The 26,343-nt window shown below is 41.6% G+C and carries 22 protein-coding genes; 3 read left to right on the top strand and 19 right to left on the bottom strand.

What is annotated here, in order from left to right; translation table 11 throughout:
• Window positions 1-8 precede the first annotated feature (8 nt).
• The 18 genes from KP625_RS00455 to KP625_RS00370 all read right to left on the bottom strand — a co-directional run bounded on the left by KP625_RS00455 (window position 9) and on the right by KP625_RS00370 (window position 21,956).
• Window positions 9-2,099, bottom strand: coding sequence for a peptidoglycan D,D-transpeptidase FtsI family protein (locus tag KP625_RS00455; protein ID WP_238298600.1), 2,091 nt, complete (start codon window positions 2,097-2,099; stop codon window positions 9-11).
• A 58-nt stretch (window positions 2,100-2,157) separates the two neighbouring features.
• The gene (locus KP625_RS00450; protein WP_238298598.1) at window positions 2,158-2,673 is read right to left on the bottom strand and encodes a hypothetical protein; all 516 of its coding nucleotides are present in this window, start codon (window positions 2,671-2,673) and stop codon (window positions 2,158-2,160) included.
• 2 nt (window positions 2,674-2,675) lie between these two features.
• On the bottom strand, window positions 2,676-3,614 hold the full coding sequence (gene rsmH / locus KP625_RS00445; protein WP_177969307.1) for a 16S rRNA (cytosine(1402)-N(4))-methyltransferase RsmH: 939 nt from the start codon (window positions 3,612-3,614) through the stop codon (window positions 2,676-2,678).
• Between the two features lie 11 nt (window positions 3,615-3,625).
• On the bottom strand, window positions 3,626-4,060 hold the full coding sequence (gene mraZ / locus KP625_RS00440) for a division/cell wall cluster transcriptional repressor MraZ (protein WP_177982953.1): 435 nt from the start codon (window positions 4,058-4,060) through the stop codon (window positions 3,626-3,628).
• Window positions 4,061-4,252: 192 nt separating this feature from the next.
• On the bottom strand, window positions 4,253-5,197 hold the full coding sequence (gene lgt, locus KP625_RS00435) for a prolipoprotein diacylglyceryl transferase (protein WP_238298596.1): 945 nt from the start codon (window positions 5,195-5,197) through the stop codon (window positions 4,253-4,255).
• A 62-nt stretch (window positions 5,198-5,259) separates the two neighbouring features.
• Entirely contained in the window at window positions 5,260-6,357 is a 1,098-nt protein-coding gene (gene ychF, locus KP625_RS00430; protein ID WP_238298595.1) for a redox-regulated ATPase YchF, read from the bottom strand.
• A 258-nt stretch (window positions 6,358-6,615) separates the two neighbouring features.
• Window positions 6,616-7,188, bottom strand: coding sequence for a CDP-alcohol phosphatidyltransferase family protein (locus KP625_RS00425; protein WP_238298594.1), 573 nt, complete (start codon window positions 7,186-7,188; stop codon window positions 6,616-6,618).
• Window positions 7,178-8,242 carry an FUSC family protein gene (locus tag KP625_RS00420; RefSeq protein ID WP_238298593.1) on the bottom strand — a complete coding sequence of 355 codons (1,065 nt, stop codon included), beginning with the start codon at window positions 8,240-8,242 and terminating at the stop codon, window positions 7,178-7,180. The genes KP625_RS00425 and KP625_RS00420 overlap by 11 nt, the downstream gene beginning before the upstream one ends.
• A gap of 33 nt (window positions 8,243-8,275) precedes the next feature.
• Window positions 8,276-9,319 (bottom strand): HAMP domain-containing sensor histidine kinase, encoded by a 1,044-nt coding sequence (locus KP625_RS00415; protein WP_238298592.1) that lies wholly within the window; start codon window positions 9,317-9,319, stop codon window positions 8,276-8,278.
• Window positions 9,319-10,029: a response regulator transcription factor gene (locus tag KP625_RS00410; RefSeq protein WP_005421560.1), complete on the bottom strand. Its 711-nt coding sequence runs from the start codon at window positions 10,027-10,029 to the stop codon at window positions 9,319-9,321. Before KP625_RS00410 ends, KP625_RS00415 begins: the two co-directional genes overlap by 1 nt.
• Complete coding sequence (locus KP625_RS00405; RefSeq protein ID WP_238298591.1) at window positions 10,008-11,441, bottom strand: phospholipase D family protein; 1,434 nt, start codon at window positions 11,439-11,441, stop codon at window positions 10,008-10,010. Before KP625_RS00405 ends, KP625_RS00410 begins: the two co-directional genes overlap by 22 nt.
• Window positions 11,442-11,637: 196 nt before the next feature.
• Window positions 11,638-13,197 carry a cardiolipin synthase gene (gene cls, locus KP625_RS00400; protein WP_117781080.1) on the bottom strand — a complete coding sequence of 520 codons (1,560 nt, stop codon included), beginning with the start codon at window positions 13,195-13,197 and terminating at the stop codon, window positions 11,638-11,640.
• A gap of 35 nt (window positions 13,198-13,232) precedes the next feature.
• On the bottom strand, window positions 13,233-13,913 hold the full coding sequence (locus KP625_RS00395) for a GTP pyrophosphokinase (protein ID WP_238298590.1): 681 nt from the start codon (window positions 13,911-13,913) through the stop codon (window positions 13,233-13,235).
• Between the two features lie 38 nt (window positions 13,914-13,951).
• Window positions 13,952-14,929, bottom strand: a complete 978-nt coding sequence (gene bsh / locus KP625_RS00390) for a choloylglycine hydrolase (protein WP_238298589.1) — start codon at window positions 14,927-14,929, stop codon at window positions 13,952-13,954.
• Window positions 14,930-15,853: 924 nt separating this feature from the next.
• Window positions 15,854-16,765, bottom strand: a complete 912-nt coding sequence (locus tag KP625_RS00385; RefSeq protein WP_238298588.1) for a DMT family transporter — start codon at window positions 16,763-16,765, stop codon at window positions 15,854-15,856.
• 10 nt (window positions 16,766-16,775) lie between these two features.
• Window positions 16,776-18,353 (bottom strand): Na+/H+ antiporter NhaC family protein, encoded by a 1,578-nt coding sequence (locus KP625_RS00380; protein ID WP_238298587.1) that lies wholly within the window; start codon window positions 18,351-18,353, stop codon window positions 16,776-16,778.
• Between the two features lie 77 nt (window positions 18,354-18,430).
• Complete coding sequence (locus tag KP625_RS00375) at window positions 18,431-19,414, bottom strand: diaminopimelate dehydrogenase (protein WP_238298586.1); 984 nt, start codon at window positions 19,412-19,414, stop codon at window positions 18,431-18,433.
• 424 nt (window positions 19,415-19,838) lie between these two features.
• Window positions 19,839-21,956: an LTA synthase family protein gene (locus tag KP625_RS00370; protein ID WP_238298585.1), complete on the bottom strand. Its 2,118-nt coding sequence runs from the start codon at window positions 21,954-21,956 to the stop codon at window positions 19,839-19,841.
• A gap of 243 nt (window positions 21,957-22,199) precedes the next feature.
• Between KP625_RS00370 and KP625_RS00365 the strand changes: the two genes are divergently transcribed.
• The 3 genes from KP625_RS00365 to KP625_RS00355 all read left to right on the top strand — a co-directional run bounded on the left by KP625_RS00365 (window position 22,200) and on the right by KP625_RS00355 (window position 24,884).
• Window positions 22,200-23,000 carry a class I SAM-dependent DNA methyltransferase gene (locus KP625_RS00365; RefSeq protein WP_238298584.1) on the top strand — a complete coding sequence of 267 codons (801 nt, stop codon included), beginning with the start codon at window positions 22,200-22,202 and terminating at the stop codon, window positions 22,998-23,000.
• Window positions 23,001-23,088: 88 nt separating this feature from the next.
• Window positions 23,089-23,946, top strand: a complete 858-nt coding sequence (hslO, locus tag KP625_RS00360; protein WP_238298583.1) for an Hsp33 family molecular chaperone HslO — start codon at window positions 23,089-23,091, stop codon at window positions 23,944-23,946.
• 101 nt (window positions 23,947-24,047) lie between these two features.
• A complete protein-coding gene (locus KP625_RS00355) occupies window positions 24,048-24,884 on the top strand; it encodes a PHP domain-containing protein (protein ID WP_238298582.1) in 837 nt (278 codons plus the stop codon).
• Window positions 24,885-24,936: 52 nt separating this feature from the next.
• Here KP625_RS00355 and KP625_RS00350 read toward each other — a convergent pair whose 3' ends face one another.
• Window positions 24,937-26,334 carry a sodium-dependent transporter gene (locus tag KP625_RS00350; RefSeq protein WP_238298580.1) on the bottom strand — a complete coding sequence of 466 codons (1,398 nt, stop codon included), beginning with the start codon at window positions 26,332-26,334 and terminating at the stop codon, window positions 24,937-24,939.
• Window positions 26,335-26,343 lie beyond the last annotated feature (9 nt).

The raw sequence follows: 26,343 nt of genomic DNA, 5'->3' as shown, positions 1-26,343 counted from the left end.
ATGCCAGATCATTGTGCAGGTGCTTCTGTTGTCGTCTCGGTTGTCGTCTCAGTTGATTCCGTAGAAGCCTCTGTAGTTGCTTCCGTTGTTGCTTCTCCCTGAGACTCTTCCACATATGGATTATCATTTCCGCCAGCTACATCATTTGTCGGTGCATTGCCCTCATAGATTGGGGTTGCAGGCTCATCTTCTGCTGTTGCCTCATCAATATTGTATGTCTCATCCGTCTTGTAAATATTCAAATACGGGAAAATTGCAGCTGCAATATCCGAGAACAAATGCGCTGCCTCTCCACTACCTGACTGTAATTCCGGCTCATCTGCAACCACATAGATAACAACCTGTGGATCATCAACCGGTGCAAATCCGATAAAGGAGAGGATATACTTCCCATTTCCTCGTGGAAGCTTCTCGGCTGTACCTGTCTTACCACCGACTTCGTAGCCTTCTACTGCCGCTTTCTGACCTGTACCTTCTGTTACTACACTTTTCAGGAACTGACGCATCTGTGCTGATACATCTTCGGAGATCGTCCGGCGTACCAATACCGGGTCCAGATTCCGCACGATATTTCCATTTTCATCTTCAATCCGCTGTACCACGCTCGGCTCATAATAATATCCACCATTGATAGCAGAACAAAACGCTGTTGCAATCTGCATCATGGATGTTGTCACACCCTGTCCAAATGATGAAGTTGCAAGTTCAACCGCATGCATATTATCCGCGTGATATACCAATGTACTCAGGGACGCATCACTCGGCTCGCCCGGAAGATCCACATTGGTTGACTGACCGAATCCAAACAATACCTGATACTTATCAAACATGGCAACACCTTCTCTATCTGCAATCTGCATCAAAGCATCATTGCAGGATTTCTCAAGCGCACCTGACAGATCTACCATGCCATGTCCACCGGAATTATAGGAATGACATTTGATATAATAATCTTCTACCTGCTCACCACCATCACAGAAGAATTCATCCGATGCACTGATGGCACCTTCTTCCAGGGCACCAGAGATCGTAAATGTCTTATACGTCGAACCAGGTTCAAATACATCCGAAACCGGGAAGTTTCTCCATACTTTATACAGCGCATTGACATGTTCTTCATCCGTACCATTTTCTTTGAAATCTTCAAAGCTGGAATATCCAGATTCCTCAAGTTCCTCTTCTGTATCAAACTGGTACTGTGTCGCATCCAAATCATACGCCTCATTTGGGTCAAATGTATGAGAGTTGTACAGTGCCATAATCTGACAGTTTTTCGGATTCATTACCAATACCGATATATTCTTGGCATCCTCTTCCTCGAGCTTTGCCTTTACTTTTTCTTCTACTATTTTCTGAATATTGGCATCAATGCTTGTTACCAGTGTGTTTCCATTTGTCGGTGCTTCGATCGTGTTGGTAACACCATAATCTTCATTCAGATATGAATACTCACGTCCGTTAATTCCATTTAACTCACTGTTGTAATACTCTTCTACACCGTACATGCCGACGTTACCACTGACTGTGAAACCAAGCAGATGGCACGCTAGTTCATTGTTTGGATATACACGCACATACCGTTCTTCGTAGTAGATTCCTCTTACATTCTTCCCAGCATCTGTCGCACGGTATTCTTTAAATTTCTGAACTTCTTCGTATTCAACACCTTTTTTTGCTACTACATAGTATGAATTCTCGTTTGCAAGAAATCCTGCAATCTCTTCATCTGTAAATCCAAAAAACTCTTTGAGTGCAGAAACCGTCGCCTCTTTTTTATCATCAAATTCCACAATGTTCTTTGGTTCCAGAATCAGGTCATATACTTTTTTATCTGTTGCAAGCACTGTTCCATTTGCATCCACGATGTCTCCACGCTTGTATGGAATTACCTTGCTGGTATACCCCTGCTGTGTCAGAACCTGCTGTTTGTATTTGCTTCCTTTGTTGGCATTGATCCATATGATTTTTCCACCCAATATGCCAAATCCAATCATAACACAGCAAAATACAAACTTCAGCCTTCCACGCATCCGGTTTGTAAATACTTTTCTTTTCTTTCTTGCCCTATTTGTTTTTCTATTTTGTGGTCTCTTTGTCATATCTCTACCTCAACCGCAAAAATCGAGCAGTGAAACTGCTCGACCTTTGATTTACATCCTAATTCGAACCTGGAACATTCTGATATTGTTTTACATAATCTTCATCGGCACTGTCATAGTAGATAATCTGTCCCTTCTTTGCATAGACCATGCCAAGCTCATTGGTTGCTACATTATATATATCATCCAATGTATACATATTATTCAAACGAAGTTTATGTGCTGCGTTATCATCCTGAATTTTCTCCAGTTCTGACTCCAATGCACTGATATTATTCTGCTGTGTACTGATCTTTGTATTCATATAAAGCATAAGTACACAAGACCCTACAACCAGACCTACCATACATACCATAAACATCATATAGCCCGCTGAGAAAGCCAATGTTTTCTTTGTCTGTGCAGTGACTCTACGCTTTACCTTCTGACGTTCCTGTGGACGCTGCTGCGGAGAAACTCTACGGCTTGGCGCCGGTCTTTCCGGCTCATACACACGACGTGCCGGTGAAGTATACATCTGCCTTGCCGCTGTACCATCTGTATAATAAACTTGTCTTCTTGTTTGCTGTGCCATATCTATCTCTCCTTTTCAAACACACGCAGTTTGGAGCTTTTTGCCCGACTGTTCTCCATAAGCTCCTGTTCACTCGGAACAATCGGTTTACGGGTAATCACCTTACCCGTCGGTTTCTTGCCACATACACAAACCGGGAATTCCGGTGGGCATGTACAAGGATTCATATTTCTTTTAAATATTGTCTTTACTATTCTGTCCTCAAGGGAATGAAACGTAATCACGCTGAGTCTTCCACCCGGATTTAACCACGAAATCATAGTATCCAGTGAATTCTCCAGCACATCCAGTTCGTGATTCAGTTCAATCCGAATTGCCTGAAATGTTTTCTTCGATGGGTGTCCCTGCCCCTGTCGTACCTTTGCCGGAATTGCAGCTTTGATAATCTCATTGAGCTGTCCGGTTGTTTCAATCACCTGTTCCTGTCTTGCTTTTACGATATGCTTCGCAATATTCTTTGCGAAGTTATCTTCTCCATAATCGCGGATTACATGATAGAGTTCCATCTCGGAATACTCATTCACAATATCCTTCGCAGTCATCGTGCTTTCCTGGTTCATCCGCATATCGAGTGGTGTATCTTCCCGATATGTAAAACCGCGCTCCGCATTATCAAGCTGATAGGACGAAACACCGAGATCCAGAACAATTCCGTCAACACCGCTCACGGAACAGTTTTTTAATACTGCATCGATATCCTGATAATTGGAATGAACGATCGTAACCCGATCCTTGTAATCCTTCAACCGTTCAGTCGCAGCAGCAATCGCATCCAGATCCTGATCTATCCCGATCAGTCTGCCTTTGTCTGACAGCCGCTTGCAAATCTCCAGAGAATGTCCACCCCCACCGAGGGTTCCATCCACATAGATACCATCCGGTTTTATATTCAGACTGTCAATTGTCTCATCTAAAAGTACCGATTTATGTTTAAATTCCATCGTATCCTCCCTTAGATGTTGAACAATTCACCAATCTCGGCGATTTCTTTCAGATCAATTTCTTCTGGGCTGTTGATCTTATCCCAGGCTGCCTTATCCCAGATTGCCACAGTGTCCGTATGGCCAATCATGACAACTTCCCGATCAATGCCCGCGTATTCACGTAATTTTTGTGGAATCACAATACGATACTGACTATCCATCTCACAGACAACCGCAGATCCTTCGTAGAAATCACGAAGACGTCTTGCCTGGAAATTACTCTTTGGCAATGCAGCAAGCTTCTCTGCGAATTTTGTCCACTCTGCTTCCGGATATACGTCAATGTTATGATCCATACCGTTGCACAGCACGAATTTATCCCCAAGTTCCTGACGGAATCTTATGGGAATAATCAATCTGCCCTTTGCATCGAGGCCATGATTCGATTCTCCTATCATACCCATTGACATATAACTTCACCTTTCGTATTGCATGCAACGTTCTTCCCTTCCTGGGAACAACATCCACCGAGCACCACTTGACATCCATTTCACTGCCACTCAGCTTCCACTTGGGTTTCATTGTACAGCAAAAAAAAGGGAAATGCAATACCAATTTGCATTTCCCTTGTCTAATTCTTACAATTTTCACATTTGTTATTGTTTATCTTTTTCTTCGGAATCCAGTGTTTTAACCGGTGCTTTCACTACTTCGAGACGTTTTTTCACAATGATTACCGAGCAGACAAGCACACAGATAGCTGCAAGCAGCTGGGACACTTTCATGTTTATAAACGGAAGCATCAGGGAGTCCGAACGAAGTCCCTCAATCCATACACGTCCCATTCCATAACCCCACAGATACATGAGGAAGATTTCTCCATCGAACTTCTTGTGTTTCCGGTAAATGATGATGACAATCAGCAGAATCAGATTCCAAACTGATTCATACAGAAACGTCGGATGCACGGTAATCCACTGCATGCCATCGTAGACCTGCATATGATTTGCCATCTCCGATGTGATGATGCCGGAATTCACCATACCGGTCAATGTGCCTTTTCCAACGTAGTAATCGGTTGGAATTGCCATCGCAAAAAGTGAATTCGTGTAATCACCAAACGCTTCCCGATTGAAGAAATTACCCCAGCGTCCCATGATCTGTCCAATCAGAAGTCCCATCGTAACGGTATCCGCAAGTACAGAAAACTTCATATTCCGTTTCTTCGCAAATACAATTGCAACAATCACACCCGCAATCACACCTCCGTAGATTGCAAGTCCGCCACTCCGAATATCGATCAGATCAAACAGCGTTTTACCGAAGTCTTTGCCCTTCTGGAAATACGAATCCCAGCTGAATATAATATAATAGAGCCGCGCACCTAAGATTGCCGGGATAATCAGCCAGAGCATGAAGTCCAGATATGTGTCTTCGCTCTGTCCGGTCCTTTTTGCTTCCTTGCCGATCACAAGGAACGCCAGCACAAATCCAAGGGCTATAATCACACCATAAAATTTGATTTCAAATCCAAAGATCGTAAATCCGTCTTTGAGATTTTTTAGTACAATCCCAAGATTTGGGAACCTAATATCATACATAGTTTTTCCTTTTTATTTTCGTCTATAGAATTTATTGATAAGTTTTTTAGAAACGATAGTTTCTATACATTAAACTTGAATAAGATCACATCGCCATCCTGCACGACATATTCCTTTCCTTCCTGACGTACAAGACCTTTTTCCTTCGCTGCAAGCATTGTGCCACTCTCCATCAGATCATCGTAAGCAACAACCTCAGCCTTGATGAATCCACGTTCAAAATCCGTATGAATCTTACCTGCTGCCTGTGGTGCCTTCGTGCCCTTCGTGATTGTCCATGCACGTGTCTCATCCGGACCGCTTGTCAGGTAACTGATGAGTCCAAGCAGAGAATAGCTTGCCTTGATGAGCTTATCCAGACCGGACTCTGATACACCAAGTTCCTCTAAGAACATCTGCTTCTCGTCATCATCTAACTCCGAGATTTCCTGCTCGATCTGTGCACATACAGCAAATACTTCACTGCCGAATTCCTTCGCATATTCACGCACCTTCTGCACATATGGATTACCCGCTCCGTCATCTGCCAGATCATCCTCGGATACGTTTGCAGCATAGATTACCGGCTTGCCTGTCAACAGGTTATATTCCTTCATCCACTTGATCTCGTCCTCATCGTCTGTCTCAAAGGAGATTGCAAGCTTGCCTGATTCCAGATGCTCCTTGATCCGCTTCTGCAGATCAACTTCCTTTGCAAGTTCCTTGTTATTGGCTGCACCACGCTGTCCCTTCGCGATTCGACGATCAAGTACCTCGATATCTGCGAAGATCAGCTCATAATTGATTGTCTCGATATCGCGGATCGGATCAACCGAACCATCGACATGAATGACATTTGGATCTTCAAAGCAACGTACAACATGCACAATCGCATCTGTCTCACGAATGTTAGATAAGAACTGGTTTCCAAGTCCTTCTCCCTTAGATGCACCCTTTACAAGTCCTGCAATATCAACGAACTCAATCACGGCCGGTGTTGTCTTCGCTGAATGATACATCTCAGTCAGCTTGTCAAGACGCTTGTCCGGTACCGGTACGACACCGACATTCGGATCAATCGTACAGAACGGATAGTTCGCGCTTTCCGCGCCCGCCTTTGTCAAAGAATTAAATAATGTGGACTTTCCGACATTCGGAAGTCCGACGATTCCTAGTTTCATTTTATGTTATCTCCTTTGTTTTTTGTTCAGCTGTTGTGTGAACATACCGCGCTTCTTTCGTAACTAAAGAAGCCACGCATTCAGCATATACTATACTATAACGTGGCCTAATTGTAAATTCTAAATGACATTGAATGATTTATTTTCTATCAAAAATTTTATTAAACCGACTAAAGACTCCATAGTTTGTGTGTTTGACTTACTGTTTATATCTATCTTCTCCTAAATATTTTTCTAGTCATTGCAATATAAAATTGCTTATACAATCTCTCCCTTAAGAGTCCTGATATTCTGGATAATATACAGAGCGACCGATATGACCATCATTATAGCGCACAAACCAATCAACAGATCTGATACCATCGGTGTAATGTGGAACCATATAATATGCACCGCTGCAGTTCCATATAATAAAAAGGTTACTATCTTTCCATGCCAGTCTGCACCATGTACTTTTCCTGTCTTTCGTATCACAAGACATCCACTGACTACCATATACAGCTCCTTACCTGCCATTATTACGATTAAAAGAAGCACATGCGGAAAACGAGTAAACAGACAGATTAACATCGCTGCCTGTGTCAGCTTATCGGCCACCGGATCAAGAATTTTTCCTAAATTACTAATCCTATGGAATCTTCTTGCGATATATCCATCAGCAAGATCCGTAAGACCAGACAGCAATAAGATTTCACCAGCTAACAGAGGATTTTTCTTTACACAATAACTCCATATAATTACCGGAATCAGACAAAGCCGAAAAAAAGAAAGAAGATTAGGAACCGTAATAATTCTATTCAAATTTTCTTCCTGATTCACTTCACTCTGCATGTACGGTCACCTCACTTTCCTTTTTTTTAGACATAAACCAATAAAATATAACACAAAATGCTAAAGCAAACACAACACCAAAAACATTTTGAATCACTCTAAGACTAACCGCTCCCTGTAGTCCATAAGTCTCTGTAGCAATGGCTAAAGCACCAAATGTGTTAAATACTGCCTGCCAGCCATATTGTGCTGAAAATCCTACACCGATTCCACCAAGAATTCCTATATATGCATAGATTGACGAAGGAAGCAGAAAATATAATACTGTAAAACATATAACACCTACAATATTTCCAACAATCCTTTTACGGACTCTGTAGTGCATATCTTCCATAAACGGCAAAATCACGGACATGGCCGCAATACCAGCCCACATTGCACGTGGCATATTACAAAGTTCTGCAATGCAAAGGACAATCGGTACGCATAAAATCTGACATATCTGCCATTTTGTTCTGGAAGAAGTGATATCAAATTCATGTATCAGATCTTTCAGATTTCTTTTATAAGTTCTGTTTTTATGATTTCGATAAAATACGAAGCAGGTAAGTGCTGCACCTAAAGCCATTCCGACTAATCGCATCTGATAGCTTTTTCCCGTAACATCATAACCATATAGCAGCAGATACCCAAGAACCAATGTAGATTGATTAAACATGAATGGATTATGGCATCCGAACAGAATCAACACAGCCAGTGCCGCAATATTTAACAGCATTCCCAATACCGGTGAAAACTGATTTGCTAAATGCGGACATACAGTCATAATTACAAAGAACAAAGCCAAAAGCATCGTAGATTGTCCGGTGTGGATCCCCAGATCCGCATTTCTAAACACCATGAGACATAATAAGACTACTACACCTACAATGCTGTTCTCATTTCCAAATAGGATGCTGAAAATACTAACAAAGAAAAAACAAAATGCCATTGTAACAGCTATCTTCACCAGATATACCCACATATGATATAATTTTTCTTTTAGTGTTTCACTCTTTTTCAACAGGTTTTTAGAACCTGCCTGATTTAACTGCAACTCCTGATAAAATGTCATATAAATCCTCCTATCTTCTAATTTATCTTAAAACTATATAATCTCATCTTTCTGCTTTGGCAGCTCTATAACAAATCTGCATCCACCATATTCACGGTTTTCTGCTTTGATTGTTCCTCCGGCACTATCTACAATCCGTTTTACAAGTGCAAGACCCAGGCCATTTCCTTCTGCTTTATGAGATCCATCTACCTGATAGAACTTGTCAAATATTCTGGATTTTACATCATCCTCTATTCCTGGTCCTTCATCTTCCAGAACGAACTTAACAGAATCCTGTTCTTGTTTCAGAAACATCGTAATTGTCCCCTTTGAAGGGCTGAACTTAATCGCATTATCCAAAAGATTTATCCAGATATGCATAAAAAGTCCTTCATTCCCAGTATATTTAACTTCCTCCAATTCTACCTGAAAACCAATTTCTTTTTCTGTCCATTTTGTTTCCAATGAAAGAAATGCCTGGCGGATCTGTTCATCCAGACGATATTCTGTTTTTTTCATTGGTATATTCTGATTCTCCAACTTGGATAACAGCAAAATATTACCAACCAATCCGGAAAGTCTTTGGGTGTTAAATAAGATTTTTTCTACATATTCCTCTTGATCCGGAGACAGTTCTTCTCCCTGAAGCAGCATTGTATATCCTTCAATGGCATTAATCGGGGTCTTAAACTCATGAGAAACATTAGATACAAAATCCATCTGCAGCATCTCTGTTGCACGAAGTTCTTTTGTCATAACGTTAAAACTATGATAAGATTCTCCAACTTCTGCTATACGGCTGTTCGTTCCCAAATGCTGTTCAAAATCTCCCTGAGAAACTTCCTTCATTGCTTTACTAAGTCTGGTAATTGGTTCCAGTAACTTTGCATTGATAAAGGAAGTAATCAGCCCTGCAATCAATGTATTGAAAATCAAAAGCCAGCCAAGCACAGGTATGCTGCCCGGCAGATTAAAAAAATGATTCAAAAAAGCAAATAATAAAGCAGATATGACTGTTGAAAATACAAGTGCCAGCCAGATTGCACCAGTCAGACAGGATCGGATCCGCAATCCTTTTTTTTTCTTTTGTTCCATTATTTTTTCACCACCTTGTATCCAATTCCACGCATTGTTACGATTTCAAAATCCGGGTTATCTTTAAAACGCTCTCTGAGTCTTCCTATATGTACCTCTATTGTATGTGGGTCTGCCTCCGTCTCGTATCCCCATACTTCATCCATCAACTGTTGTTTTGTAAATGTTCTGCCTGGCGAAGCTGCAAGCTTATATAAAAGCAGGAATTGTTTTTTAGGTAAAACAAGACTTTCCTTATCAGTTGTAACCGTCATTGCATCATAATCAAACTCTGTTGAACCGATCACAATTTTGTGTTCATTCAATATCTGTGCACGGCGAAGCAGTGCTCCGACTCTTAAAACCATTTCATTCACATTTACCGGTTTTACCATATAATCATCACTTCCCGAAAAAAATCCCTGACGCATATCATCAAAGGAACCTTTCGCAGTGATCATAAGCACTGGTATCTGATATCCTGCTGAACGAAGTTCTGACACCAGTTCATAGCCATCCATAACCGGCATCATAATATCAGAAATGATCAGATCAATATATTCCTTATCCAATACTTCTAATGCCTGTGCTCCATCCGATGCACTTTTGACTTGATATCCATTCTTCTCAAGCACTTTTTGGAATAGCTGGCTTAATTCTTTATCATCTTCTACAATCAATATTTGAAACACGTTTTCCTTCCTCCTTATTAAAACAGATACCTTGCCCATCCAAGCAGATGCTGTACCAAAAATATTTTTCCCTGACGTTTCTTTGTTAATTCGATTGGCTCTACATGATATGGATCATTATAAGTTCCCCCTTCTAATATCTGGCGGGACACTTTTTCATATTCCATCATGCCCTCTTCCAACTGTTTATTAATATCTTTACTTCGTATTACAAGCATCAGTTCCGTATCCAGATATGCACTTCTCATGTCCATATTAAAGGAACCGATTACAGACAGATCATCGTCAATCAGAATACTTTTTCCGTGGTATGAATAACCGCCTTCATATTCCCAGATATTAATTCCTGTACTTAAGATTCTATTTCTGTTTTTCGCATAATCAGCAGACCCAAATGGATTCCCATTATTCGCAACTGAATTTGTCATGATAGAAAAATCTGAAACGTTCTCTGCAATCTCCTCCCATGTATTATACATCATATCATTACAGATAATATATGGCGTGTGGATCTTTACACGATTTTTTGCATTTTTCATCAATTCTCCCAACTGATACCACACTACTGGTTCTTTGGAACCTGTGTGAATAGGATTTGACACTAATGTAATCTTTTCTGTCTCAAAAGTTTCGTTCGTATAATCGGTCTCGCAGATTCTTTCCTTATTCTCTTCAAAATATTTCTGATAGCTGTTCTGCAGCTCTAAAACTGCGTTCTTTACAGATTTTCTATTTGCCAGTTTTTTATTGTTATGAAAATAACCACTGTCTTCCTGATTCCATATGGTTTCAAAATACTCTAACAACTGGTTAACTGAATTTTCTTTCTCAGGTTCATCGCAAACCACTAACACGTCTCTGTCATAGTTCTTATGTCCCGGAAAATCACCCAGGAAATAATTGTGTGTATTTCTTCCCCCAAGAATATATCTCTTTCCATCTGCAATCAAATATTTATCATGCATTCTACCCATCATTTCCCACGGTTTCAACGGATTGGCCTTATTATACAGTTTAATTTCAACATTCTCATGGGAAGATAATGCATAGAAATACGGATTTCCTTCCATATCAATCCAGCTCTCCATTCCATCTACTAACAGACGAATATGTACACCTCTGTCTGCCGCATCATGCAGTGCTCCTAAAATCAATTTTCCACTTTCATCGGATTGAAATGCAAAAGTAGAAAGAATAATTTCCTTTTTTGCATTCTTGATCAAACGCACTCTTTGTAAAAGCGCTTCTGGATTCTTTTCTATGATTACTGCCCGTTCTGTATTTTCACTGCATTCGTTCCATAACCCATTTTTTGTTTCTTTTTTGGTTGTATTGGACACTTCCGGCTGCTTTTTATATGCAACGCAGATTCCGAGCAATTCATAAAAAGCCACACATAAAAAAATTGCCAGTATAACAAGAAGGATTTTACATATTTTATGCTTTATCATTGTACATCACCTGATTCCTTTTTATTTCATACTTATACAATACAAAGTCAATCTCAATTTAACCTCAACAAAATTTATTTTTCATCCATGCAAAATCTTCTTTGTACAACAGACTGTTAGATATAGCAAAAACGACCTTTCAAAAACAGTTAACTTCTAAATCAACTGTTTTTTGAAAGGTCGTTTCATCAGATTCTTATAGCAATCCAGCAAATAATCTCATAAATAATTGTCCCAGTCGCAAATGTGCACTTCGTCCGGTTTGATATTGGTCTGTCACATCTCGACATTCTCCCATCGTTCTTATCAGATCATTTTTTATTTCCACAACTGCCTGACAATCTGCCATAAAACAGCCGTTTTCAAAATGGTGATATAAACTTCGATAATCCAGATTAATTGTTCCACAAGTTGCCATACAGTCATCTGCCACACTCATTTTTGCATGACAGAAACCAGGAGTCCACTCATAAACACGAACACCATGTTTAACTAATCCATGATAAAAAGAACGAGTTATATTATAGATGAATTTTTTATCAGGGATACCAGGTGTGATAATTCTTACGTCTACCCCTCGCTTAGCAGCCAGACATAACGCATGCGTCATTTCATCTGTTATGATTAGATATGGAGTCATAAACCAACAATATTTTTCAGCTTTATTTATCATACTGATATAAACTTCTTCTCCTACTTGCTCATTATCCATAGGGCTGTCTGCATAAGGTTGAACAAACCCAGTTTGCTGTGCCGTATAATCATAGTGGAAAAGGTATTTACTAAAATCAGAATCATTAGCATCCTTATCACTTACTGCATTCCACATTTCCAAAAATGTCACCGTAAGCGACTGAACAGCATCCCCTTCTAAACGAATACCTGTATCTTTCCACTGTCCATACGGGTGTGTGTAATTAAAATATTCGTTTGCTAGATTATATCCACCTGTAAATCCGACTTTTCCATCAATAACTGTTATTTTTCTATGATCACGATTGTTCAAAAACAGATTTAAACCTGGCATAAACGGATTGAATACACGGCAATGAATTCCTATTGCCTCCATCTTTTTCACAAAATCTGTGTTAATAAAGCCTATAGAACCCATATCATCGTAGAATACTCTAACTTCCACACCTGCTTTTACTCGCTCTTCCAGAACATCTTGAATCTTATGCCATGCTTCAGCGTCTTCTATCGCATGATATTCCATAAAGATAAACTTCTGTGCTTTCTCCAAATCCTTAAGCTGTGCCTCTAATCCTTTCACTGCTTCATCAAAATACACAATATCCGTATTCTGATAGATTGGATACTGCGAATTTCTTTGTATGTAACTTGCTATATTTCCTGCTTTCGGAATTGTTTCTTTTATTCTGCTCAAACACTCCTGACTGTCCGGAAGCATTGGTAACAATTTGCTATCAATTTCTGCATATCGCTCACGCATTTTATGCGTGCCACCATTCAAACCAATCAACAAATACAGGCCTACACCCATAATTGGGAAAATTAGAATTAAGATGACCCAAGGCATTTTCATAGAGGATGTCTTATTTGATGCGTACAATCCCAAAACCAAGATCCCACTCAAAATCCTTGTAAATAAATTTATGATTTCTGCATATTCATTCAAGCGTGTTACGATAGCAATAATAAAAATCACTTCCAGAAGAATGCAGATTATGGAAAAACACAGCCGTTTTACCCCATTTTTTGTTTTTGCTTTGCCCTCTAAAGTATCTTGTTTCATATATATTCCACCTTCCTACTTGCTCAGTTTTCTCCCTAAATTTCGTGGAACATGCCAATTTTGTCTTTTATTCTCTGCATTTCATTATCTGCTTCAATGATAGCTCTTGCAGAATGAAGTAATTCTTCACTTATCTCATCATAGCCAGGCATTTCTTCAATTCCTTTTTTATAGCGAAGTTGATGTTCCAATGTTGCCCAGAAATCCATACCATTGGTTCGAATCTGTAATTCTACACGCATAGGTGTTTTACCCTTAGCAAAAAATACTGGTATTTCAACAATCATATGATAGCTTCGATAACCATTCGATTTTGGATTTTTTATATAATCTTTTATTTCAATAACTTTAATATCATCCTGTTGGGTAATCAAATCTGATATCATATAAATATCGTCAATAAACGCACAAACTATTCGAACGCCTGCTACATCATTGAGATATGTCTGTATATTTTCTGTTGTAAATTCATATCCCATCTTCTGCAGTTTATCGTAAATACTATTGGGCTTCTTAATTCTTGTTTTTATAAAAGAAATAGGATTTCGATTATTCTCAACTGAAAATTCATCATCCAAAACCTCAAGTTTAGTTTGTATCTCTCGAATAGCACAACGATACATCATCATTAAATTATAAAATTTTGTAGCATTATTTAAAAACTGTAGTGATTCCGGACTGTCCATCCTGATTTTTTTTACTTCATCTTTTGTCATGGAACTTTCCTTTCTACCTCATCCCTGATTTCAAAACATTATTTATTTTGATAGTTGATTCGTTCTCCTTGAATTACTGGATAACAAATCATTTTATCACTATCCAGATTTTCTACATGCATATCTACTGCACTGATCTGATGGTTTTCATAAGTATTGTAATAATAAATACCTTTTGTAACATTACAACACGACGTATACAATGTGATTTCATATTTTCCATCCGCTACTTCGCAACATCCTCGTTGCTGATCCACAGATCCGAGAATGTGGAAGAATTGGCTAACGCTTTCTTCCTCTGATTCACCTGAAATTGCATTTACCTTTGTAAAAGCTACACGTACAAAACGTGAGGAAGATGAGAGATCTCCCGGAAGACCTAATCCTCCCATACCTCTACTATATGCATCAAGAGTCAAAGTTTCGCTGAAAGTATTTCTGGGCTGTTTAGGAGATAAATACATATAATTATTTAGTTGAAACATCTGCTGTGGAAATGGCGGATTATTCGTAAGCACTCCTACTGGATTGTCATAAATATGCAAACCATCTGCCATAGATTCTACCGTAATTGACTCATTCTCATCAGAAATGATCCAGTGTAATTGTGCTAATGGTAATTGCTCGCTGAAAGGAGTATTAACAATATTAATTCGTTCAAGAAGCTCGCGAACTTCAACTAAAGAAGAACACTGACTTAAAATCCACGGAATAAATTCAAACTGTGCAATATTTTCCACATCTGGCTTAATCTCGGCATAAACAGCATTTCCGACAAAATTCAGTCCTGCCATTGCCACTCCTTTTTCATTCATAGCATCATAATACAAAGGATAATCCTCTGCAACATGAGCCATTCCAATAATTGCATAATGATTGTTCATATCGCCAACATGGCGAAAATTAAACGCATAATTACGTGGTGTAATTACTATCTGCTCACCATAAGAGCATTCATAATCGAGGGTTCGTCCAAAGTAAAAATCTTTTGTTTTATAAGTTGCTGCTGTACACATGATCGTTTATCCTCCTAAATAGATTGAAATATGTCAATGAGTTTTTTTCTTGAACAATCAATGCCATTCAGTTACGCATCATTTCAGTGGTTTTCTGTCATAGAAAGCCACTGTTTTTATGCCTAAAAACTTTAAAAATATTACAAAAAGCAGTTGACAAGTAAGCCAATATATGTTGCGCAAGCCTTGATTATAAACATATTTCAAGGAGGCTCGTTATGGCTGATTTTTTCTTATCTAATTTAAAATCCACACTCGACAGCTGCATCACAGAACTCGATGAATTTGCCTGACAGCGAATTCGATACTCATATAAGAACAACACTTACCAGACGCCATACGAAAGAAACACTGGGGGAATCCTAACACCTATACCATACTTCAGCCTTCTACCGATTTTGATTTTCTTGATGAAAACTGCATGTATTACGATATTGAATTCCGTATAGTACGTATTCGCCTTGATAATGGAACCTAGATCTGTATTGCCACCAATCTTTCAGAAGAAGAATTTCCTCTGGAAGAAATCAATAAACTTTACCGGATGCGCTGGAGCGAGAAAACAAGCTTCCGTGAACTCAAATACACCATCGCAGTAAACATATGCAAGGCATATCTCAAACACGGTGGTAACGAAACAGAGACCATGCTTCTCATACTTATCCCCCGTTGCTTGCTAATTACATTATACATGAAAATAGTTCATTTGCAATTTGTTCATATCGAATTAAAGTAGATCTTTGTTGTTCGAAGCAATTGCGATTCCGATTATCACGAAACTGCGTGACTATTCACTTTTATTTGATAACAAAAAAGAGAGCCACAGAGTGACTCCCCCAGTGCAGTCCGGAAACATACACCTCATTCAATACAGATAATATACAAGATTATTATAAAAATGCAAGCACAATCAAATAATAGCCTCTACTTTCGCATCTGCGGCACCTGTGCCAAGATCACTGCGGTGAACACAAGCACGCAGCCGACGATTTCCCGCGGTGCTAACACCTCATGCAATACGACGAATCCACCGAGCACTGCAAATACAGATTCCAGACTCATCACGATGGATGCAACTGCCGGATCTGCATATTTCTGTCCTGCGATCTGAAGCGTATACGCGATACCGCTCGAGAAGATACCCGCATATAGGATTGGGAACCATGCGGCGGCAAGATCACTCCATGCCGGCTGTTCGAAGATTGCCATGCAGATCAGGGATAACACACCGTTCGTAATAAACTGGATGCACGAGATCTTCACACTGTCACAGTCGTTAAAATGATCGACCGTCAGGATATGTCCGGTGAAGCAGACTGCACACAGAAGCCCAAGCAGATCTCCAAAATACAGATTGTCGATACCGCCTGACATGCACAGCATGTACATACCACCAAGGCAGACAAAAACTGCCACATATACGATCTTATGTAATTTCTTCCCGAGTAGCCCGGATACGATTGCAACCATAACCACATACGTTGCGGTAAGAAACCCCGATCTGCCGGAGCTGGCCACACCTTTCGGATATGCCGCGATACCACTCTGCTGCAGATTCGTTGCAAAAAACAGCACACAGCCACAGAGGATACCACCGATCACGGTCCGTTTTATATTTTCTTTTTCGACCGGTTCTCCACTTACCTTTGCTTTCTGCTCCTTCATTCCCGTACGAGCGAGAATCAAAATCGCAAGAAATGCCGCTCCAACTATGGAGCGGCTTCCGTTAAATGTAAATGTTCCAATCTGATCAGATGCTGTTGTCTGTGCTACGAACGTCGTTCCCCAGAAAAACGCGGCAAACAGCAACATAATACTTCCTTTTGTCTTTTTCATTTCAAGCCTCTTATTCTGCATCAATCGGATCTTTCTTTTTCTCAACTGCCTTGATCACCTGCAACACAACATACAGTAAAATCAGACCGATTACCAGCGGAATCACAGGACTCTTCATTACTCCCGGAATTCCCTTGCTATTACCAAAGAATCCGGCAATAATGTAAGTGACGAACGATACAAGTGCAACTGTAATCGCATATGGAAGCTGTGTGCTTACATGATTGATGTGATTACACTGTGCACCTGCGGATGCCATAATTGTTGTATCCGAAATCGGTGAGCAATGGTCACCACAGACGGCACCTGCCATACATGCAGAGATGGAAATGATCATCATCGTTGCGTTTGTTCCCTCGAATGCATTTACAACGATTGGAATCAGCATACCGAAGGTTCCCCACGATGTTCCGGTTGCAAACGCAAGGAAGCATGCAATGATAAATACAAGTGCCGGCAGGAAACTAAGCAACGCATCCGGCGTACTCTTCACGAGCTCTGCCACAAATTCTTTTGCGCCAAGGCTGTCTGTCATCGCCTTCAATGTCCAGGCAAATGTCAGAATTAAAATCGCAGGAACCATCGCTTTAAATCCTTCCGGAATACAAGACATGGATTCGCTGAATTTCAATACGCGGCGGAACATATAATAGATAATCGTAATCACAAGTGCAAAGAAGCTGCCATACATCAATCCAACCGATGCATCACTGCCCGAAAATGCTTCTACAAATCCAACGCCTGAGAAAAATCCACCACTGTAAATCATGCCGATGACACAGGCTGTAATCAGAACGATCATTGGGAATACAAGGTCAATCACTTTACCCTTTGTCTCAACGACTTCATTTTCCGCGTTTGCATATGGACGGTCCGGTGTCGTGTAGATATCGCCCTTCAAAGCGTTCTTTTCATGCGTCCGCATCGGACCATAATCAATCTTTCTAACGATCAAAACAATCATAAATATAATCGTGAAAAGCGCATAATAGTTATACGGGATTGCACGGATAAAGATGGAGAATCCGTCCTCTCCCTCTACGAATCCGGCTACCGCTGCTGCCCATGATGAAATCGGGGCAATGATACAGACCGGAGCTGCTGTCGCATCAATGATATACGAAAGCTTCGCACGCGATACCTGATGCTTGTCTGTCACAGGACGCATCACGCTTCCAACTGTCAGACAGTTAAAATAATCATCAATAAATATCAAAACACCGAGCGCAACTGACGCTAACTGTGCGCCAATCCGCGTCTTGATATGTGCGCTCGCCCATCGTCCGAACGCTGCCGAACCACCGGCTTTGTTCATCATACAGACCATAACACCGAGTATTACAAGAAATACCAGAATACCCATGTTATACGAATCGGTCAGCACGCCGACGATTCCGTCTTTGAATACATGGTTTACGGTTGCTTCAAATCTGAAGTTGGACCAGAACAGTCCACCGATCACAATTCCTAAAAAGAGTGAACTGTAAACCTCCTTTGTGATGAGTGCCAGCACGATTGCCACGACCGGCGGAATTAATGCCCAGAATGTTGCGTACATCTGTGGCACGTAATTTGCGATTTCTTCCATCTTCTCTCTTCTCTCCTCGTTTTCTTTCTTATTGTCTGCCGCCCATATTCAGTTGGCGACATAGTATCTGGTGCATCTTACAGCATGGATGCACGAAGCTCTTCCCCTGTTTTATTCACAAGGTAAGCCGGTGCAATATCAAATACGGTCTTGCAGCCGCTTGCTCCCTCATTTGCAAGTCGGTGAGCCGCTCTTGCATAAGCGATCAGTACACTGGATGTAAACTCAGGGTTTGAATCAAGCTTCAGGCTGTACTCGATGATATGCTTGTTCTCCTTGTTCCAGCCGGTCACGCCACTGCGGAGTACAAATCCGCCGTGTGGAATTCCGCTGTGATTTGCCTTCAGCTCATCTTCCGAAATAAAATGAACCGTTGTATCGTAATCTGCGAAATAGTTCGGCATTGTCTTGATTTCTTCCTCAACCTTTGCCGCATCTGCGCCCTCTTCAAGCACTACGAAGCACTCTCTTGTATGCTTCTGTCTTGTTGTAAGCTCTGGATTCTCGCCGTTACGAACTGCCTCAAGTGCGGACTCTACCGGAATCGTATACTGCTTGGCATCCTTGACACCTGCGATACGACGGATGGCATCGGAATGTCCCTGACTGACACCCTTGCCCCAGAATGTATAATCATTTCCCTCTGGAAGCAATGCATTTCCGTACAGGCGGTTCAGTGAGAACATGCCCGGGTCCCAGCCAACGGAGATAATTCCGATATGTCCGCTTGCTTTTGCACTTGCGTCCACATTTGCAAAATGCTCCGGGATTCTTGCATGTGTATCGAAGCTGTCGATCACGTTGAAATATTTTGCACATTCCGGTGTCTGCTCCGGAAGATCGGTTGCGCTTCCGCCACACAGAATCATAACATCGATTTTATCTTTCCAGTCTGCCATGTCCTTTACGTTGCACACCTTGGCTGTCTGGTTCTTAATAACCAATTCATCAGGATTTCTTCTTGTAAATACGGCAACTAATTCCATATCATCGTTCTGGTTGATGGCTGCTTCTACGCCGCGGCCAAGGTTGCCATATCCGTAAATTCCGATTCTTGTCATTTTGTTTTCCTCCTTATTCTATCTTGTTGCTGCAAAATGCATGTAATTCCACTGTGTATGTATTGCAATTAGAATTCATTCCTATGCGATGTATTGAAACTAAGAAGCACTAAATGTTCTGATATATGTATCTTACCCGGACGAAACCGTCGCCAATTCGCCATCCATGGCTCAGTGGCGACTTGATTGAACATCGTGTTCAATCATTTCTAATTTTTTGACAGAACATTAAGTGCTTCTAAGTTCCAAACATATACATAGTTCATGAATTGTAATTGCAATACATACATATTTTATTTCATACGCATTTTGCAATAGCAAGATAAATTACATAATCCAATTTACTTTAGCATACTTTGTTGCTTTTCACAACAAAATTCCGCTAAATCGTATCTTTTTGTACCTTTTCGTATGTTTTACAGGGTTATTCTTTGTTTTGTTGTTCGGTTGATGCGTCGGAGCTTGTTGTGGAGTTTGCTGTTTTCCTTCCATACACGTAGCCGTAGAAATCGGTATTGATGACTTCATCGGACATGTAAAGTTTCGTTTCGACTTCCTTGATCTTATCGTCGATGTAGGATTGTGAAACTGTTTTTTCGTCCACATAGTAGGTCACTTCTCCGGTCTTCGTGTTATAGCCGATCTTGTCTGTCTTGAAGCTATGGTCGGCAAAGATGACAAGTTCTTCCGAATCGGATAAGATATCGTGTCCTGCAAGGATGCGCGAATCATATGTCACGCCAAGCAGATTCAGAACGGTTGGAAGGACATCCACGCTCGCACAGAGCTTCTTGACATGAACCGGTTCTTCCATCGATGCAGACCAGATGCCAAGGCAGGAATGATGTTTTTCAAATGCATCATCGGATACATTCTTGCCTGCAAGCGCATCGTAGCCGCTGTCTGTCAGTCCATATGGATAATGGTCCGGTGTCACGATGAACACGGTCTTCTCCAGCTTTCCGGCTTCATCCAGCTTGTTGATCAGATCCTCTAATGCTTTATCAAGCTCCATCTGTGCCGCAATATACGCCACCGCGTCTTCCGGCAAGTCCATTCCTTCTGTGCATTTTTCTGCTTCCTCACGGTTCTTCAGGCACATGGCATTGTAATCGTAATTATATGGAAGATGCCCACTGAATGTCATAAAATACATCAGAAACGGTTCTTCGTCAATAAACTCCTTGTATACTGCCTCGATCGTATCATAATCGGAATATGTCACATAGCTCGGGATATCCAGACCATAATCAATTGCCTTGAAATCATATCCCATATTCGCATGTGTCTCACTCCGGTTATAATAATAGAAGTCAAAATCATGATATGCTTTGCTTGTGTAACCTTTCTCATTCAATGCATTGCCAAGTGCATATGGCTGATATGTATCTGCCGACTTATAAAAGCTCCATTCTGACGAACAAGGATACTGTCCCAGGCAATCCACAAACTCTCCATCAATCGTGCTGTGATACCAGATCGGATTGTAGTAATTTTCAAATACGAATCCGTCATTCATGATCTTATAAAGCGTCGGTGTGCAGTTCTCGTAGATACCGTATTTGCACAGACTCTCCGCGGTAATGCATACAACATTATACCCTTCAAACATGCCCGTATATTCGTTCTGCATGGTCGGTGTCTGCTGCGCGCAATACGCGGACAGACTCTTCAACTGCTCATCCTCGGCCGCCTGATATAACTTCTTAAAATCGACCGTCGGATCAACCTGTTCCACATACACAGGTGCCGCATCCGTATCGGTTGCCACGGAGGATGCATCTGTACTCGTTGCGCCACTTTCCAATGCAGCATCCGATAGTGCTTCCACATTGTCTATATCTGAATCATCCAAAGTGAATGTCACATCTTTCTTTCCACCCGTGAGCATCGTCTGCGCATCCCGCACGGTCGTCACACATACGCCAAGCTTGTTCATCGAAAGCTCTAACACATACTGGTTGTGGAACAACTGATACGGCGAATACATCGCGCGTCCCTGCACATTCAGCAGAAGGATGGAAATGGCGCACAGGCAAATCGCACTTGCCACACTTATAAGCCGTATTTTCATCTTCGGCTTGTCAAACTTTATCAGAAATACACGCAGCAACACAAGCGCGATCACCGGAAATAAAAACAGCAAAATCCAGCCAACATTCTGGCGGATCTTCTCAAACATCACAACCTTGAAATCCATCGCGTTTCCGGCGCCGCCAACAGACACCAGACTTAAGAATGTTCCAAATATCCGAAAATAGATGAGCTGCACGATATCATACACGCAGAACACGGTAAGACCGACATATGCAATGATCTCATTTCCGATGCGCGGCAGCCATACAGTGAGTGCCGCTAAGAAAAGCCCCAACGTGGCACCAAACAAAACCGGATAGATGCTCGTGCTCTCCAGTTTCTGATAAATCGCCAGATGAAACAGCACTTCCAGATAGATGCCCGCGCCCGCAAAAAATGGGATGCGCCAATACGAAAATGCATGCTTCTCCTTCTTTAATTTTATTGTCTGTATCTGATCCTTCATTGTAATCCTCCAAACCTCACATACGCTCTTTCAATCGCGCATTTTATTATATATGATTTTACCTTGTTTTTCACTATTTTTTATTCTATAATGAAGCACGCTGATGCGTGCGTAGGTCATCACGCTATCGCGTGGTGACAAATTATAATGAAGCACGCTGATGCGTGCGTAGGTCATCACGCTATCGCGTGGTGACAGATTATAATTTACTTTTAGTGTTTACGAAAAATAAGGAGGTAACCTATGGCTGAAGCATATTCAAATTTTGCTGCTGTCTACGATGCGCTCATGGACAACATTCCCTATGACGCATGGGCGGACTATCTGCACAGCCTGCTTGTGGAATATGATATTTCAAGTGGCATTCTGGCAGAGCTTGGCTGTGGAACCGGAAATATAACCGAGCGTATGGCAGATTTCGGATACGATATGATCGGTATCGACAACTCCCCTGCCATGCTGGATATTGCAAATGAAAAGCGGGAACAAAATCATTCTTCATCGCTCTACCTGTGTCAGGATATGCGTGAGTTTGAGCTATACGGAACCGTTGCAGCCATTGTAAGTCTCTGCGACAGCGTCAATTATATTACCGAACCGGAAGAGCTTACGCATGTATTCTCGCTCGTCAATAACTACCTTGATCCGGACGGACTTTTCATCTTCGACTTCCATACCGAGCATTATTACCGCGATGTCGTAGCCGAAGCGACAATTGCCGAGGATCGGGATGATATCAGCTTTATCTGGGATAATTATTATGATGAAGAGGACGCAATTAACGAGCTTGCTTTAAGTCTGTTCGTAAAGGAGCCTTCGGATTCCGATGCCGATGATGACCTGTTCCGCAAATATGAGGAATTGCATGTACAAAAAGGGTACACACTAAAGCAGATGAAACAGATGGTAACCGATTCCGGTCTTACCCTGCTTGCGGCCTATGATGCATTTACACATAAACCGGCGGATGAGGAATGTGAACGTATTTATATCATCGCGAAAGAAACACGAAACAAGAATTCAAAGAAACAATATATACAGTAATTTTGTATACCACTGCATCAATCATAAATAACAACACATGCAAGTATATATACAAAATCCAAGCACTCATTTTAAGGAGGATACATTTATGGCAGATACAATGATTCGTGGCATGGCAGCGAACAAGCAGGTTCGTTTCTTCGCCTGCAACTCTACCGATACTGTGGAAAAAGCAAGAATTACACATCATACCAGCCCGGTTGTTACGAACGCACTCGGCAGACTGTTGACCGGAGGCGTGCTGATGGGTGCCATGTGTAAAAATGATACCGACAAATTAACACTCCGTATCCAGTGCCAGGGGCCGATCTCCGGTATGCTTGTCACTGCCGATGCAAACGGACATGTCAAGGGATACGTCAGCGAACCGGAGGTTATGCTTCCGGCAAATGATGTCGCAAAAGCAGTAGACCTCGGTGTCTTAAGCGTCATCAAAGATATCGGTCTGAAGGAGCCATATGTCGGCGACACCCATCTGGTAAGCGGCGAGATTGCAGAGGATCTGACCTACTATTTTGCAACAAGTGACCAGATTCCAAGCTCTGTGGCTCTGGGCGTACTGTTCAACGACGATACATCCGTAGCAAACGCCGGTGGATTTATCATCCAGCTGATGCCATTTGCTGAGGACGCATTGATTGACGAGCTTGAAAAACGTCTGAAAGGATTTTCTTTCACCACACTTCTCAAGCAGGGCATGTCTGTGGAAGCTATCGTACGGAAATTGTTTGAAGGCTATGATGTCGAGCTGACCGATTCCATGCCATGTGCATATGTCTGTGATTGCAGCAAGGAGCGTGTCGAGCAGGCAGTTATCAGCCTTGGCAGAAAAGAGCTTGGCGCTATGATTGCCGACAACAAGCCGATTGAAGTTGTGTGCGACTTCTGTCACACGAAATATACATTCTCACCGGATGAGCTGCTGAATATTCTGAAGAATAAATAATCGGCTTATCCGATATAGATTTGCATCACATAAACAAAACAGCTGGTACAAGCTATGATATAAAATAATACAGCAAACACTATCACAAGGAGGTTGGCAATATGGAACGAATCGATTTACATGTACATTCCAATGCGTCCGACGGTTCTCTGACACCGACAGAGGTCGCCGACGAAGCGATGCGGATGGGACTTTCCGCGATTGCCCTGACCGATCACGACACGGTCGATGGCGTGGCAGAAATCTTAGACTATACAAAGGACAAGCCTTTGGAGGTAGTGCCGGGCATCGAACTGTCCTGCTACTATAACAATCGTGAGATTCATATTCTCGGCTTCTATATGGACTATGAAAACCCAAAGCTTCAAAAAGAGCTTGCCGTATTAAAGGAATCACGCGAGGGAAGAAACGAGAAAATGGTAGCGATGATGCAGGCAGATGGTCTCCCTGTCACGATGGAGAAGCTGCTTCACGGCAACCCGGACAGCGTCATCACACGTGCGCATTTCGCAAGAGTTCTCGTTGAGGAAGGTGTCTGCAAAGACAAGGATACCGCTTTCCGCAAATACATCGGCATCGGCTGCAAATATTACCTGCCAAAACCACAGGTTACCTGCGAGACTGCCATGCGTATCTTAACGACTTATAGCAAAGCAGCATTTCTGGCACATCCTCTGCTCTATCATCTTGGTTATGCACAGATTGATGAGCTGTTAGCATATCTGAAAACACTCGGATTAAAAGGACTTGAGGCATTCCACTCTTCGAACAACCGCTTTGAAAGTGAGAAGCTCCGCTCGCTGGCTGCCAAATACGGGCTGGCAATCTCCGGCGGCTCGGATTTCCATGGGGTTGTGAAACCGAATATACAAATGGGAATCGGACGGGGGAATATGAGTATTCCAAAAGAACTGTTGGATATAATTAAAACTTTATAATTGTATCTCCGCGAAAAAAAGGAACCCAAACCGGGTTCCTTTTTCTATATGTTTACAGTTTCATAATTCCGAGTGTCTGCAGCAAAAGCAGAATCAGGAAGATTGGAGCGATCACCTTTACCATAGCAGTGTAAAGCCGCTTTCTTCCCATTTTGCAACCACTTTTTTCTACTTCTTCGACCACAGTCTTCGGTTTGATGACCCATCCGACGAGAATACAGGTTGCAAGTGCTACGATCGGCATCAGCAGATTGTTACTGATGTAATCCATGATATCTAAGATCTGCGCCGTTGAGCCGTTTGGAAGCTTAAACTCAAAGTACAGCTTGTTGTATCCGAGGCAGACAATGATACCAACGATCAGTGCGAAGATTCCCTCGATTGTGCCGGCCTTTGTTCTGCTTGTATGGAATGCATCCATAATACATGATACAACTGCCTCCATGACGGATACCGCACTTGTAATTGCAGCGAACAATACCATTGCAAAAAAGATTGTACCGATTATATTTCCGGCAGCACCCATTGCAGCAAATACCTTTGGCAAAGATACAAACATCAGACTAGGTCCGGATGACATACCCTCTGTTCCCATAAATGCATACACAGCCGGAATGATCATCGCACCTGCAAGGAACGCAACAACCGTATCAAATATCTCAATCTGATTAATTGATTTTCCAAGATTTGCATCATCCTTCACATACGAACCATATGTAATCATGATACCCATTGCCACAGACAAGCTGAAGAACAACTGTCCGAGTGCATCGATCAAAACCGTAAATAACTTTCCGATTGTCAGTCCCTCAAAATTAGGAACAATATATACCTTAAATCCCTGCAGACCGGTTACTACTTCACCTGCATCATTTGTATTTTTTAATGTTAATGAGAATATTGCAATTCCCAAAATCATAACAAGCAGGATCGGCATGATAATCTTCGATGTAGACTCAATTCCCTTATTGACACCGCGGAATACGATAAATGCAGATACCGCAAGGAAAATCACAAATGTAATAATCGGTTCCCACTGTGATGTGATGAATCCGGTAAAGAATCCATCCTGTGCAGCATCGGCTCCATGCCCTGTCAAAAATACGAAGAAATATTTTACTACCCAGCCGCCGATTGTGCAGTAATACGGCATGATGATAACCGGTATAATACTCGCAATAACACCTAAGAATCCCCATTTATCACGAAGCTTCGTATATGCCGTGAGCGGGCTCTGTTTCGTCTTTCGACCGATCGCAATCTCCGTAGTCAGCAGCGTGTAGCCAAATGTCAATGCCAGAATGATATAGACGACTAAGAATAATCCGCCTCCATCCTTGGCTGCCAGATACGGAAACCGCCAGATATTTCCAAGACCAACCGCACTACCTGCCGCCGCAAGTACGAATCCGATTGATCCACCAAATGAGTGTCGTTTCTTTTCTTCCATCCTTTTTCC

This window comes from Eubacterium sp. MSJ-33 (assembly GCF_022174665.1).
Lineage (GTDB): Bacteria > Bacillota > Clostridia > Lachnospirales > Lachnospiraceae > Coprococcus_C.
The sequence above is the reverse complement of the archived record's forward strand: the minus strand, read 5'-3'. Positions and strand labels throughout refer to the sequence as shown.